The sequence below is a fragment of the Mesorhizobium sp. CA10 genome (genome assembly GCF_020165285.1).
Classification (GTDB): domain Bacteria; phylum Pseudomonadota; class Alphaproteobacteria; order Rhizobiales; family Rhizobiaceae; genus Mesorhizobium.
The window spans coordinates 252943-265986 of the sequence record NZ_JAIUHV010000002.1 but is presented as its reverse complement, the minus strand read 5'-3'; the positions used below and the strand labels follow the sequence as shown (position 1 = coordinate 265986).

At 64.9% G+C, this 13044-nt stretch carries 11 protein-coding genes; 4 read left to right on the top strand and 7 right to left on the bottom strand.

Annotation, left to right across the window (positions count from 1 at the left end):
- Positions 1–15: 15 nt before the first annotated feature.
- The 7 genes from LB535_RS04740 to LB535_RS04710 form a co-directional block, all read right to left on the bottom strand.
- Positions 16–1029 (bottom strand): ABC transporter ATP-binding protein, encoded by a 1014-nt coding sequence (locus LB535_RS04740; protein WP_224631349.1) that lies wholly within the window; start codon positions 1027–1029, stop codon positions 16–18.
- On the bottom strand, positions 1022–2128 hold the full coding sequence (locus LB535_RS04735) for an ABC transporter ATP-binding protein (RefSeq protein WP_224631348.1): 1107 nt from the start codon (positions 2126–2128) through the stop codon (positions 1022–1024). Before LB535_RS04735 ends, LB535_RS04740 begins: the two co-directional genes overlap by 8 nt.
- 2 nt (positions 2129–2130) lie before the next feature.
- Complete coding sequence (locus LB535_RS04730) at positions 2131–2334, bottom strand: hypothetical protein (protein WP_095766129.1); 204 nt, start codon at positions 2332–2334, stop codon at positions 2131–2133.
- Between the two features lie 214 nt (positions 2335–2548).
- Positions 2549–3499, bottom strand: a complete 951-nt coding sequence (locus LB535_RS04725) for a carbohydrate ABC transporter permease (protein ID WP_041001244.1) — start codon at positions 3497–3499, stop codon at positions 2549–2551.
- Positions 3496–4443 (bottom strand): carbohydrate ABC transporter permease, encoded by a 948-nt coding sequence (locus LB535_RS04720; protein WP_140846721.1) that lies wholly within the window; start codon positions 4441–4443, stop codon positions 3496–3498. The genes LB535_RS04725 and LB535_RS04720 overlap by 4 nt, the downstream gene beginning before the upstream one ends.
- 106 nt (positions 4444–4549) lie before the next feature.
- Complete coding sequence (locus LB535_RS04715; protein ID WP_041001246.1) at positions 4550–5881, bottom strand: ABC transporter substrate-binding protein; 1332 nt, start codon at positions 5879–5881, stop codon at positions 4550–4552.
- A 269-nt stretch (positions 5882–6150) separates the two neighbouring features.
- Positions 6151–6816 (bottom strand): PIG-L deacetylase family protein, encoded by a 666-nt coding sequence (locus tag LB535_RS04710; RefSeq protein WP_224631347.1) that lies wholly within the window; start codon positions 6814–6816, stop codon positions 6151–6153.
- A gap of 23 nt (positions 6817–6839) precedes the next feature.
- On the opposite strand from LB535_RS04710, the gene LB535_RS04705 reads away from it, so the two are divergent.
- The 4 genes from LB535_RS04705 to LB535_RS04690 all read left to right on the top strand — a co-directional run bounded on the left by LB535_RS04705 (position 6840) and on the right by LB535_RS04690 (position 12720).
- Positions 6840–7730, top strand: coding sequence for a DMT family transporter (locus tag LB535_RS04705; protein WP_224631346.1), 891 nt, complete (start codon positions 6840–6842; stop codon positions 7728–7730).
- Between the two features lie 55 nt (positions 7731–7785).
- Positions 7786–10248: an ATP-dependent helicase HrpB gene (hrpB, locus tag LB535_RS04700; protein WP_224631345.1), complete on the top strand. Its 2463-nt coding sequence runs from the start codon at positions 7786–7788 to the stop codon at positions 10246–10248.
- Between the two features lie 352 nt (positions 10249–10600).
- Complete coding sequence (locus LB535_RS04695; RefSeq protein ID WP_140546717.1) at positions 10601–11926, top strand: ActS/PrrB/RegB family redox-sensitive histidine kinase; 1326 nt, start codon at positions 10601–10603, stop codon at positions 11924–11926.
- Positions 11927–12156: 230 nt separating this feature from the next.
- Positions 12157–12720: an ActR/PrrA/RegA family redox response regulator transcription factor gene (locus LB535_RS04690; RefSeq protein ID WP_224631344.1), complete on the top strand. Its 564-nt coding sequence runs from the start codon at positions 12157–12159 to the stop codon at positions 12718–12720.
- Positions 12721–13044 lie beyond the last annotated feature (324 nt).

Genomic DNA, 13044 nt, shown 5'->3' with positions numbered 1-13044 from the left:
TGTCGCGCGAGCCGGCTACATCAATCTTTGCCCGTCCGAGCCGAAATAGAGCGGCGCCAGGTAGCGGATCGTCACCTTATCCCCTTTGGCTAAAGGCGTGTCCGGATCGGTGAGCGTCACCAGCTTCTTCGGCCCAACCGTCACATGCAGGTGGTTCTGGTCGCCCAAATGCTCGACCCAGTCGACGACCCCGTCGGCATGGCCGTTCATCGCCTTCTCGATCGCGAGATGCTCGGTGCGCGCGCCGATCGTCATCGTTCCGGTCGGCGCGCCGCCGTCAGGCAGCAGTCCGGCCGGCAGAAGGTTGATAGCCGGCTGGCCGAGGCGCGCCGCGACATGAAGATTTGCCGGCTCAGAATAGATCGCGCGCGGGGTGCCGATCTGCACCAGCATGCCATCGGCGAGGATGCCGATGCGGTCAGCCATGGTCATCGCCTCGATCTGGTCGTGCGTGACATAGAGCATGGTGGCGCCGAGCTCGGACTGGATGCGCTTCAGCTCGAGCCTGAGATCGGCGCGCAGCTTGGCGTCCAGCGAGGACAGCGGCTCGTCCATCAGGTAGATCGCGGGCTTCCTCACCAAGGCGCGGCCGATGGCGACGCGCTGCATCTCGCCGCCCGACAGTCTTGTCGAGCGGTTGTCCAGCTTGTGGTCGATGCGCACCATGCGCGCCACGTCCTCGACGCGTCGCCGCACAGCCTCTTCCGGAAACCGCCGCGCCGGCGAGCGCAGCGGGAAGGCGAGATTGTCGAACACCGAAAGATGCGGATAGAGCGAATATTGCTGGAAGACGAAGGCGGTGTCGCGTTCGGCCGGCGACAGCGTCGTCGCGTCGTGGCCGCCGATGTGGATCGTGCCGCTGTCCGGCCGTTCCAGTCCGGCGATCAGCCTCAGCGTCGTCGTCTTGCCGGCGCCGGTCGGCCCGAGCAGCACGACGAATTCGCCGTCCTTGATCGTGAGGTCGAGATCGTCGATCGCGACGGTGTCGCCAAAGCTCTTGGTCACGCCCTGGATGTGAACGTCAGCCATGGCGCGCCTCCGCTGCCTGATCATGCATGGCGGTCCTGACCGCGCGGCCGGAACCCTTCTCGAACAGCGACAGCCTCGCACCGTTCAGCGCCAGCCCGACCTGTTCGCCGGGGCTGAGATGGATGCCCGCCGGCACGCGCGCCTTGATGATGCCGTCGGCCGTCTCGACGGCGACGATCTGCGTGGTGCCGAGATATTCGGTGCCGTAGATCGCGCCGCGCAGCTTCGAGTCATCGTCGAAGCGGATGTGCTCGGGCCGGATGCCGAGCGCCATGTCGGCGGGTGCCACATCCTCGCGTACCTCCGGCACCGCGACCTTGGCGCCCTGCACGACGATCTCCTTCGCGCCCCTGGCAAGCCCGCCGCCGAATTTCAGGAAATTCATCGGCGGCGAGCCGATGAAATCGGCGACAAACATGGTTGCCGGCCGGTCGTAGATTTCGCGCGGCGTGCCGAACTGCTCGATGACGCCATGGTTCATCACCGCTATCTTGTCGGCCATCGACATCGCTTCCATCTGGTCGTGCGTGACATAGACCGTCGTGGCATGGATGCGGTTGTGCAGCTCGCGCAGCTCATGCACCATCAGATCGCGGAACTCGGTATCGAGGGTGCCGAGCGGCTCGTCCATGAGAAAACATTTCGGCCGCCGCACGATGGCGCGGCCGAGCGCGACGCGCTGGCGGTCGCCGCCGGCAAGGCCGGAAACGGACTTGTCGAGCAGATGGTCGATGCGCAGCAGCTTTGCTGTCTCCTCGACGCGGCTTCGGATTTCGGCCGAGGGCATGCCCTGCGCGAGCAGCGGGAAGCCGATATTTTTGCGCACATTCATGTGCGGGTAGAGCGCGAAGAGCTGGAAGACGAAGGCGATGTCGCGCTCGCGCGCCCGGCGCATGGTGACGTCCTCGCCGCCGAGCAGGATCTTGCCGCCGGTCGGCAACTCGAGACCGGCGATCATCCGCAGCGTCGTCGTCTTGCCGCAGCCGGACGGTCCGAGCATGACGAAGAACTCGCCGTCCTCGACGACGAAATTGGAATCCTGCACGGCGACGAATGCGCCGAAGGCCTTCCTCAGATTCTGAACACGGATCTCGGCCATCGTTATTCCGGGAATTTCGAGACGATGATGAACATCACCGTGCCGGCAAGCATGGTGATGAAGGAATAGGTATAGAGCGACAGCGCGAAGGGCTGGAACAGCATCAGGAAGCCGATCGCGATGATCGCGGTCGCGATGTTTTCCATCAGGCCGCGCCTTGCCCAGACGGGCCAAGAGGAGCGCTTGGAGGCAACAGAGCGGTTCATGCGTTCCTCCCTTCCTTCTCGTTCAAGGGGAGAGATGGTTGCCAGGTGGTTCCCCCACTCCGTCGCTGCTTCGCAGCGCCACCTCTCCCCCCTCCGGAGGGAGAGGAAGGGAGCCTGGCTGAATGAAGTTCGCGCCCTTCCTCTACCCCGTCGATCGGGGGAGAGGTGTCGAGCGAAGCTCGACGGAGTGGGGGTCGACTTATTCCCACACTAGTCATTTGCGCACCGCGCCGAAGGTGATGCCGCGCAAGAGCTGCTTGCGGAGCAGGATGGTGAAGACGAGGATCGGCACCAGGAAGATGGTCGTACCGGCGGCAACCGCCGGCCAGTCCTGGCCGCCCTCGCCGATGATGGTCGGGATGAAGGGCGGCGCAGTCTGCGCCGTGCCGGAAGTGAGCAGCGCTGCGAACGCGTATTCGTTCCAGGCAAAGATCAGGCAGAAGATGGCGGTCGCGGCGATGCCGGTCGTTGCCTGCGGCAGCACGGTGCGCCAGAAGGCCTGCAGCCTGGTGTAGCCGTCGATCATCGCGGCCTCTTCATACTCGCGCGGGATCTCGTCGATGAAGCCCTTGAGCAGCCACACGGCCAAAGAGACGTTGACCGCGGTGTAGAGCAGGATCATGCCGAGTGCGGTGTCGGAGAGGCCGAGCTCGCGGTACATCAGGTAGATCGGGATCGCCACCGCGATCGGCGGCATGAAGCGCGTCGACAGGATGAAGAACAGAAGGTCGTCGGCCAAAGGCACCTTGAAGCGCGAGAAGCCATAGGCCGAGAGCGTGCCGAGGAACACCGCGCAGAAGGTCGAGCCGAAGGCGATGATCAGCGAGTTGACGAAGCGCGGCAGGAAGTTCGACGGGCCGGCAATGACCATGTTGCGCTTGCGCACGGTCTCGTCGCAGAAGCCGGTCGCCGGTCCGAGCGAATTGATATATTCCGGCGTCTGCCTTGTGCGGGTCGTGAAGAGGTTGCAATAGCCTTCGATGCTCGGCTGGAAGACGATCTTGGGCGGATAGGCGATCGAATCCGGCGGCGTCTTGAAGCTGGTGGCGAAGATCCACAGCAGCGGCACGATCGAGATCAGCGCATAGGCTATGATGATCGTGCCGGCGATCAGCTTCGCGTTCGACGAGGGTGCTACGACGGAATGGGCGGTGGTCAGGCTCATCTCTGCTTCACCTTGTTGAGCGCCTTGACGTAGATGTTGGCGAGGCCGAACACGGCCACGAACAGGATGATGGCGAAGGCCGAGGAATAACCGGTGCGCCAGCTCTCGAAGGCCTGCCGCTTCAGCGTGATCGAGGCGACCTCCGTGGTCGAGCCGGGTCCGCCGCCGGTGAGCAGGTTGACCATGTCGAACATCTTGAAGTTCTCGATGCCGCGAAACAGCACCGCCAGCATGATGAAGGGCAGGGCCATCGGCAGCGTGATCGACCAGAATTGCCGCCAGTTGGAGGCGCGGTCGACCTCGGCCGCCTCATAGATGTATTCGGGGATCGAGCGCAGGCCGGCGAGGCAGATCAGCATCACGTAAGGCGTCCACATCCAGGTGTCGACTATGATGATCGCCCACGGCGCCAGCTCGACATTGGACAGCATCTGCACATTCGTCGGCGGAATGCCGGTGACGAATGAGACGACATAGGAAAACAGCCCGATCTGCGGCTCGTAGAGGAAGCGCCAGAAATTGCCGACCACCGCCGGCGACAGCATCATCGGCACCAGGATGATGGTGGTCCAGAAGGCGTGGCCGCGGAATTTTCGGTCGATCAGCCAGGCCAGCGTGAAGCCGATCACCGTCTGCAGAAGGATCGTCCAGAACACGAAATGCGCCGTCGTCTGCATGGCGATCCAGATGTCCTGATCGCCGAGGATGCGCCGGTAATTGGCGAGCCCCAGATTCTTCACCACCTCGTTCGGCCGGTTGGCGCGGAAATTGGTGAAGGAGAGATAGATCGCCCAGAACAGCGGGAAGATGTTGATGGCCAACAGCAAAAGGATCGTCGGCGAGATGAACAGCCAGGCGAGGCCCTTGTCGCTGATGCCCCGGATCTTCTTGGCCAACGGTTCCGGTGTTGCCCGGGCAACGTTGTCCGCAGTCCGATCGAGCATGGTAAGTCCTGCTTCGGTCACGGGTAAGTCTCGACTGTGGAATTTATCTGAACTGCGTCCCGTGCCAAGGGCGGCACGGGACGCGTGGATCAAGCTCGGGAGGAGCTTACATCTTGCCGTCGTCCTGGAAGACCTGCGTCCAGTCCTTGACCAGGCCGTCCAGCGCGTCCTTGGCTGAGCCCTGGCCCGCCACGACATAGTCATGGAAGCGCTTCTGCGAGGCCTGCAGCAGCGGCGCGTAGCTGGGTTCCGCCCAGAAGTCCTTCACGATCGCCATGGAGTCGAGGAAGGCTTGCGCATAAGGCTGGCTGGACGGGAATTTCGGATCCTTGACCACCGAGTTCAGGCAGGAATAGCCGCCGAGTGACCACCATTTGGCCTGCACGTCCTTGTTGGCGAACCACTTGATGTATTTCAGCGCCGATTCCTGCTTGTCGGAATAGGAAACCACCGAAATGCCCTGGCCGCCGAGCTGCGCGAACTGGTCGCCGTCGGGACCCTTCGGATTGACGAAGTAGCCGATCTTGTCGCCGCCGACATTCTCGTCCTTCTGCAGGCCGGGCCAGGTGAAGGCGAAGTTCATGTGCATCGCCACCTGGCCGGATTTGAAGGCGTCGACACCTTCGCCCATGTAGCTGTTGGAAGCGCCGGGCGGCGTGCAGCAGTCATAGAGCGCCTTGTAGAATTCCAGCCCCTTCACCGATTTCTCGGAGTTGACGAAGCCTTCCATCTCGTAGGGCTTCTTCGGGTTCTCATATTGGAAGCCGTAGCTGTAGAGCACGTCCATGGCGCCCATGGTGATGCCTTCCGAGCCGCGCTCGGTGTAGATCGAGGCGCCGTAGACGGTCTTGCCGTCGATCTGCCGCTTCTGGAAGAATTCGGCGATCTGCTTCAGCTGGTCGAAGGTGGTCGGCGGGGCGAGGTCCCAGCCATACTTCTCCTTGAATTCCTTCTGCAGCTCGGGCCGCGAGAACCAATCCTTGCGATAGGTCCAGCCGACGACGTCGCCCATGGCCGGCAGCGCCCAGTAGTTCGGCGTGTTCTTCGGCCATTCCGAATAGCCGACCACGGTCGCCGGCACGAAGTCGTCCATGCTGATCTTCTCCTTGTCGAAGAAGTCATTCAGCTTGACGTAATGGCCGTTCTCGGCGGCGCCGCCGATCCACTGGCTGTCACCGATGATCAGGTCGCAGAGCTTGCCGTGCGAGTTGAGCTCGTTGAGGAAGCGGTCGGCGTAATTGGTCCATGGCACGAACTCGAATTTCATGCCGATGCCGGTTTCCTTGGTGAAGTCCTTGGACAGTTCCACGAGCGCGTTGGCCGGATCCCAGGCCGCCCAGCACAGCGTCAGGTCTTCCGCATGCGCGACGTTCGAGACGGCTGTCGACGCAAAGATCGCCGAGGCCAGTCCCAACGCCAGTTTCAAGGTCGATTTCATGCCTTACCTCCCATTTGCGAAACGCGTCCGGATGACGGTTTCAAGAGCCCTCAACCCTCGCTCCTCCGAGGGGCCCAAACACGGCGGCGAATGCGCCGCCCGATGTTTAGTAATTTGTTTAGTGATGCGCTTTTTACTAAACAACGCAAGCGAATTCGTTGCTGCGCCGCAGCATGGCGAAATGCGTCATTGAAATCATTGGGAAATGATCGCCGGATCTGGGTCCTGCTGACGTCAGCTGGCCGCGTTGGCGGGGCCCGGACCTGTCGTCACACCGGCCGGATCGGCGGAGCCGGCGGCAGGAGCGCACGTATGTCGGCGAAGGGGAAGGTCGGCTCGAAGCGGAAAGCCTCGGCCAGCGCGCCGGGTGCGCCGTTGCACTGTCCGGCGCGAAACTCGTTCTGGAGGCGCGCCCTGTGCACATAGTGCTCCGGACCCTGCGACTGGTGCGCGAGGATCGCTTTCGCCTTGATGTCCCAATGATGCGAGATTTCGACATAATGGGTCGGCGAAAAACCGGTGCCGCCGAGCGTGTCGGCATGCAGCACCGGCACCGCGAAGGATGCGGCGAGCCGCACGCCGTCGGACAAGGCGCGGTGGTCGCCGTGATAATCGGAGGGCGCATGCGTGATGGCGAGGTCGGGCCCCACCTCGCCGATCAGCGCTTTCAGCGCCGAAATGAACGCGGCATCGGCGACCAGCTCCCCGTCGGGAAAGTCGAGGAAGCGCGGCTCGACGCCGAGCAGACCCGCCGCCTTGGCCGCTTCCTTGCGCCGCAAGCGGGCAAGCCCTGCCGGGTCGCCTGTGCCACCTCTGGCGCCGTCGGTGGCTATGGCGAAAGTCAGTTCTGCGCCTTGCGCGGCATAGGCGGCCAGCGTACCGAACATGAAAATCTCGATATCGTCGGGATGTGCCCCCAGCGCCAGTACCTTCACGTCTCTCTCCCGGAAATGGAATCGTGCCGAACGGAATCCTGCTCGCTCTTCTCGCTTATGCAAACTATTCGTTCAGCGACGCCGTCATCAAGGGTCTGGGCGGGCAGTTCACCGTCTTCGAGATCGGCTTCTTCATGACCTTGTTTGCCGGCTGTTTCCTCTTCTTCACCCGGCCGAAGGAGGAGCGCTGGCGCGATTTCTGGCGCACCGGGCGGCCCTGGGCCGTACAGGCACGCGCCTGGGCCGGCATCGCCTCGGGCGTGCTCAGCGTCTATGCCTTCACCACCATTCCGCTGGCGGAGGTTTACGCGCTGCTCTTCCTGGCCCCGTTGCTCGTCACCGTGCTTTCGACCGTCATCCTGAAGGAGGAGGTCGGCCCCTGGCGGTGGCTTGCCGTGGTCGCCGGCTTCGCCGGTGTCATGCTGGTGGTGCGGCCGGGTTTCCGCGAATTGCATCTTGGCCATCTCGCCGCCTTCGCCAACGCCTTCGTCGCGGCAACCATCGTCATCCTGATGCGCTCGCTTGCCCAGCAGGAAAAGCGCACGACCATGTTGGGCTCGCTGATCGGCTATGGTCTGCTCTTCAACGGGGTCGGCGCGGTCGCGACGTCATTTACGCTTCCCAATCTGTGGCAACTGGGCTGGCTGGTCCTGGGCGGTCTGTTCACCGCCGGCGGCCAATTGCTGCATCTCCTGGCGGCCAAATATGCCCCGGCCAATCGCATCGCCCCGACGCATTATTCGCAGATCGTCTGGGCCGTTATCCTTGGCGCGATGTTCTTCAGGGAATATCCCGACGCGATGACGCTGGCCGGCCTTGCCGTCGTCGGCGCCTCAGGCCTCCTCACCATGGTGCGCGAGGAAGTGCGGCTTGGCACAGTGCGCTGGAACCCGTTTACGCGTGCGCGGCTTTGAGCCGCATGGGCCCGACACGTTGCACGGCGACCGCGACCGCTGATATGCGAGCAAAATGACGACGAAACCCTTGCCGGACCTTCCGGTCACAGCCGTGCTGCCGGCGCTCGGCGAAGCGCTCGCGCGGCGCAGCAGCGTCGTGCTGGTGGCGCCGCCCGGCGCCGGCAAGACGACGCTGGTGCCGCTGGCGCTGCTCGACGCGCCTTGGCTCGGTAAGGGCCGGATCGTGCTGCTCGAGCCGCGGCGGCTCGCCGCCCGCGCCGCCGCCCGCCGCATGGCCGAATTGCTGGGCGAGGAGCCCGGCGGCACGGTGGGCTACGCCATGCGCATGGAGAACCGCACCTCGGCGCGGACAAAGATCCTGGTCGTCACCGAAGGCGTGCTCTCGCGCATGATCCTCGACGATCCGGAGCTGCCCGGCGTCTCGGCGGTGATCTTCGACGAATTCCACGAGCGTTCGCTCGACGGTGATTTCGGCCTGGCGCTGGCGCTCGACGTGCAGGGTGCGCTGCGGCCGGACCTGCGTCTGCTGGTCATGTCGGCGACGCTCGACGGCGCGCGCGTGGCGAAGCTTTTGTCGGAGGCGCCGGTGATCGAAAGCGAGGGCCGCGCCTATCCGGTCGAGATCCGCTACGACGAGCGGCCGGCAGGCACGGCGATCGAGGACGCCATGGCCAGGGCCGTGCGCGCGGCTTTGGCCGGCGAGCCGGGCAGCGTGCTTGCCTTCCTGCCCGGACAGCGCGAGATCGAGCGCACCGCCGAGCGGCTCGCGGGCAACGTCGCCGGCGACACCGACATCGTTCCGCTCTATGGCCAGCTCGACAACAGGACGCAGGACGCGGCGATCAGGCCCGCGCCGGCCGGCCGTCGCAAGGTGGTGCTGGCGACCTCGATCGCCGAGACCTCGATCACCATCGACGGCGTGCGCGTCGTCATCGATTCCGGCCTGTCGCGGCTGCCGCGCTATGAGCCGGCAAGCGGTCTGACCCGCCTGGAAACCGTGCGCGTCAGCAAGGCATCGGCCGACCAGCGCGCCGGCCGCGCCGGCCGCACTCAAGCCGGCGTGGCGGTGCGCCTGTGGCGGGCCGAGCAGACCACGTCGCTTCCCGCCTTCACGCCGCCCGAAATCCTCGAGGCCGACCTGTCTGGACTGCTGCTGGACTGCGCCGCCTTCGGTGTCGCCGATCCGTCGAGCCTTTCGTTCCTCGATCCGCCGCCGGCGCCCGCTCTCAACGAGGCGAGGGTGCTGCTCAAGGCGCTGCATGCCATCGACGATGCCGGCAGATTGACCGAGGCGGGCGCCGCCATGCGCAAGCTGGCGCTGCCGGTGCGCCTGGCGCATATGGTGGCCGAAGCGGCAAAGACGGGCCGTGCACGGGAAGCGGCGACGCTTGCCGTGCTCTTGACCGAGCGTGGGCTGGGCGGCGACAGCGCCGATCTGGAGCGGCGCCTGATCCGGTTTCGCGGCGAGAAATCCCCTCGCGCCAACGCCGCCAGGCAGCTCGCCGAGCGTTTGGCCAGGCAGGCCGGCGGCGGGCAGGGCGGCGAGACGGCCAGCGCCGGCTCGCTCCTCATTCATGCCTGGCCGGATCGCGTGGCAAGGGCGCGCGGCGAGCGCGGCCGCTTCGTGCTCGCCAATGGTTCGGGCGCCATGGTCGATGCCGCCGATCCGCTCGCCAATGAAACCTGGCTTGTGGTCGCCGACCTGCAGGGCAAGGCGCAGAACGCCCGCATCACCGCCGCCGCGCCGGTCGGCGAATCCGATATCCGCGCCGCCCTGGCCGACCGCATCGAGACAAAGCGTGAGACGAGTTTCGACCGCGAGCGCCGCGCCGTGCGCGCGCGAGAGACCGCGCGTCTCGGCGCCATCACGCTTTCCGAGCGGATGCTGCCCGCGCCGTCCGGCGCCGATGCAGACCGCGCCATTCTCGACGCCTTGAGAGAGCACGGCCTGTCGCTGCTCGACTGGGGCAAGGAAGCGGAGGCGCTGCGCCAGCGGCTCGGCTGGCTGCACCGCGGCCTGGGGGCGCCTTGGCCCGACGTTTCGGACGAAGCGCTTATCGAGGGCCTCGACGATTGGCTCCTGCCGTTTCTGTCCGGAGATGCCTCTTTCGCAGCCATCAAGCCGGCGACTTTGTCGTCGGCGCTCATGGCGCTGGTCCCGCACGACCTGCAGCGCAAGATCGACGCATTGGCGCCGACCCATTTCGAGGCGCCGTCCGGCAGTCACGTGCCGATCCGCTATGACGGCGAGTGGCCGGTGCTTTCGATCCGCGTGCAGGAACTGTTCGGCCTCGACCGTCATCCGGCGATCGCAAACGGAACCGTTCCGCTGACGCTCGAATTGCTGTCGCCGGCACACCGCCCGATCCAGACGACGCGCGATCTTCCCGGCTTCTGGCGTGGCTCCTGGGCGGATGTGCGTGCCGACATGCGCGGCCGCTATCCAAAGCATGTCTGGCCGGAAAATCCGCTGCTGGCCGCCGCCACCAGCCGCGCCAAACCGCGTGGGACGTAGTGGCAGGCTCACGGCAGTGAACCGCATACCTTTGCGATTGGCGCAAACGCTCATCACGTCGTCATCCACGGGCGGAGCAAGGAGCGAAGCGACGCGCGCAGACCCGAGGATCCATTCCGTGCTTTCAAAGCGTTGCGACGGTTCAGAATTCTGCTCCGCCGCATTCCATGGTCAAGGTAACGGAACGGATACTCGGGTCTGCGCTCCGCTTCGCGTCGCTCCGCCCGTGGATGACGAAGGCGCGAAGCTCGGCCAATGGGCCGAGAAACGATGAAATACCGGCTGCCAACCGGTCAAGTCGCTCTTATGGGGCTACTAGCGCTTACCCTCCCGCGGTTATAATCGTAAGTCGATGATCAATATCCTGCGCGCGCCCGATACCCAGCAAAGCCAGCGGTTGCGGCTCAACACGCTGATCCGTCTGCGCTGGCTGGCCATCGTCGGCCAGAGCCTGACCGTGCTGGTCGTCGCCTATGGCCTGAAATTCCCGCTGCCGGTGTCGATGTGCTTTGCGCTGATTGCCTGCTCGGCCTGGATGAACCTGTGGCTCACCTTCCGCTATCCGGCGGCGCATCGGCTGACCCCGCTTTCGGCCTTCGCGATCCTCACCTTCGACGGCGTCCAGCTCACCGGCCTGCTCTACATGACCGGCGGCCTCACCAATCCGTTTTGCGTGCTGCTTTCCGTGCCGGTCGTCATCTCGGCCGCTTCGCTGCCGCTGCGCATGACCGCGGTGCTGGGCGCGCTGATCATGATAGCCGCCACGCTGCTGGTGTTCTTCCACCTGCCGCTGCCCTGGTACGAGCACGCGCCTCTGCCGATGCCGTTCATCTATGTCGCCGGCATGTGGATGGCCGTCTTCGCCTCGATCGCGTTCACCGCCATCTATGCCTTCCGCGTAGCGGCGGAAGCGCGCCTGCTCGCTAACGCGCTGGCCGCCACCGAGCTCGTGCTGCAGCGCGAGCAGCATCTGTCGGCTCTGGACGGTCTGGCGGCTGCGGCCGCGCACGAGCTCGGCACGCCCTTGGCCACCATCACCGTCGTCGCCAAGGAGATGGAAAAGGCGCTCGGCAAGGACCCGAAATACGGCGAGGACGTGAAGCTCCTGCGCTCGCAGAGCGAGCGCTGCCGCGAGATCCTGAAGCGGCTGACCAGCCTTTCCTCGGAAGGCGAAGCGCACCTGTCGCGCATGCCGCTCACCTCGCTGGTCGAGGAGGTGACGGCGCCGCATCGCGACTTCGGGATCTCGATCCGGCTGCGGCCCGGCGAGCGCATCGGCCCCGAGCCGGTCGGCCAGCGCAGCCCCGGCGTCATCTACGGGCTCGGCAACCTGGTCGAGAATGCCGTCGATTTCGCCCGCAAGTCGGTCACGGTCAGCTGGAGCTGGGACAATGAGAAGGTCATCTTCTCGATCACCGATGACGGGCCGGGCTTTCCGGCCGAGATCATCGACCGCATCGGCGAGCCCTATGTGTCGACGCGCCAGGGCACCGAGGCCGGCGGCGGCCTGGGGCTGGGGCTGTTTATTGCCAAGACCTTGCTGGAACGGTCGGGCGCCACCATCGATTTCCGCAATTCGAGTGGGCTGGGCGAGGGCGCGGTGGTGCAGATCGCCTGGCCGCGCGGCGTCTTCCTCAACCAGGACCAGGCCTCGGCCACAATGTTCGACAATGCCTGAACCTTGGCTGGATAGCGTAAACCTTGCATTTACCGCATGGCAGCTCTGTTGCCGGCTCTAAAAATTGGACATTGCTCTTGCAGGACTGTATCTGCGTAAAAGTGAGGCATGTCGCCCAAAACTGTGCAGCGATTTCAGGAAGTCGACATGCCCGGAAACAAGGATTTGAAGGGCCTTCGCCAGAATGGGTCTCGGCGCGGCGCGCTTTGGATCGGTAGGATGTCGATAAGATGAACGGAGACGAAACGGCGGGCGCAATGGTCGAGGGGGAGGACACCTCCTTGCTCATCGTCGAGGACGACAAGCCGTTCCTCACCCGGCTTGCCCGGGCCATGGAGACCCGGGGTTTTGTGGTCGAGACGGCGGAGAGCGTGGAAGAGGCGGTCGCCAAGGCGCGCGCTCATCCGCCGGCCTATGCCGTGGTCGACATGCGCCTGGGCGACGGCAACGGCCTCGATGTCGTGGCGGTCATCCGCGAAAAGCGCAACGACGCCCGCGCCATCATCCTGACCGGCTATGGCAACATTGCCACGGCGGTGACGGCGGTGAAGCTCGGCGCCATCGACTACCTGTCCAAGCCGGCCGACGCCGACGACGTGTTCGCCGCGCTTACCCGCACCTCCGGCGAGCGCGCCGCGCCCCCGGAAAACCCGATGTCGGCCGACCGCGTGCGCTGGGAGCACATCCAGCGCGTCTACGAAATGTGCGACCGCAACGTCTCCGAGACGGCGCGCCGGTTGAACATGCATCGCCGGACCTTGCAGCGGATACTGGCAAAGCGCGCGCCGCGTTAAACGAAGTGTCGTCATCCTCGGGCGAAGCAGGAGCGAAGCTCCGTCGCGAAGACCCTGGGATCCATTCCGTGACCCCGGCCGCAGAACGCAGCGGAGCGGAATTCTGCACCGTTGGCACCGCTCCGATGTAACGGAATGGATCCTCGGGTCTGCGCCGCGTCGCTTCGCTCCTTGCTTCGCCCGTGGATGACGAAGCGACGGGCGTTTCGGCCAACTGCCGAAGCAGGCGATCTGTCAATGTGAACTCGAACGCTTGCTTCGCCAGCCGGGCTGCGCATCATACGTTATAGGTTCCGGCCGTCAGGTCGGGGTGACGGGCGGAGG

What these genes read in the sequence shown, in the direction of transcription:
- LB535_RS04740 (WP_224631349.1), bottom strand. Translation starts at nt 1,029, where the DNA reads ATGGCTGACGTTCACATCCAGGGCGTGACCAAGAGCTTTGGCGACACC.
- LB535_RS04735 (WP_224631348.1), bottom strand. Translation starts at nt 2,128, where the DNA reads ATGGCCGAGATCCGTGTTCAGAATCTGAGGAAGGCCTTCGGCGCATTC.
- LB535_RS04730 (WP_095766129.1), bottom strand. Translation starts at nt 2,334, where the DNA reads ATGAACCGCTCTGTTGCCTCCAAGCGCTCCTCTTGGCCCGTCTGGGCA.
- LB535_RS04725 (WP_041001244.1), bottom strand. Translation starts at nt 3,499, where the DNA reads ATGAGCCTGACCACCGCCCATTCCGTCGTAGCACCCTCGTCGAACGCG.
- LB535_RS04720 (WP_140846721.1), bottom strand. Translation starts at nt 4,443, where the DNA reads ATGCTCGATCGGACTGCGGACAACGTTGCCCGGGCAACACCGGAACCG.
- LB535_RS04715 (WP_041001246.1), bottom strand. Translation starts at nt 5,881, where the DNA reads ATGAAATCGACCTTGAAACTGGCGTTGGGACTGGCCTCGGCGATCTTT.
- hrpB (WP_224631345.1), top strand. Translation starts at nt 7,786, where the DNA reads ATGACGACGAAACCCTTGCCGGACCTTCCGGTCACAGCCGTGCTGCCG.
- LB535_RS04695 (WP_140546717.1), top strand. Translation starts at nt 10,601, where the DNA reads ATGATCAATATCCTGCGCGCGCCCGATACCCAGCAAAGCCAGCGGTTG.
- LB535_RS04690 (WP_224631344.1), top strand. Translation starts at nt 12,157, where the DNA reads ATGAACGGAGACGAAACGGCGGGCGCAATGGTCGAGGGGGAGGACACC.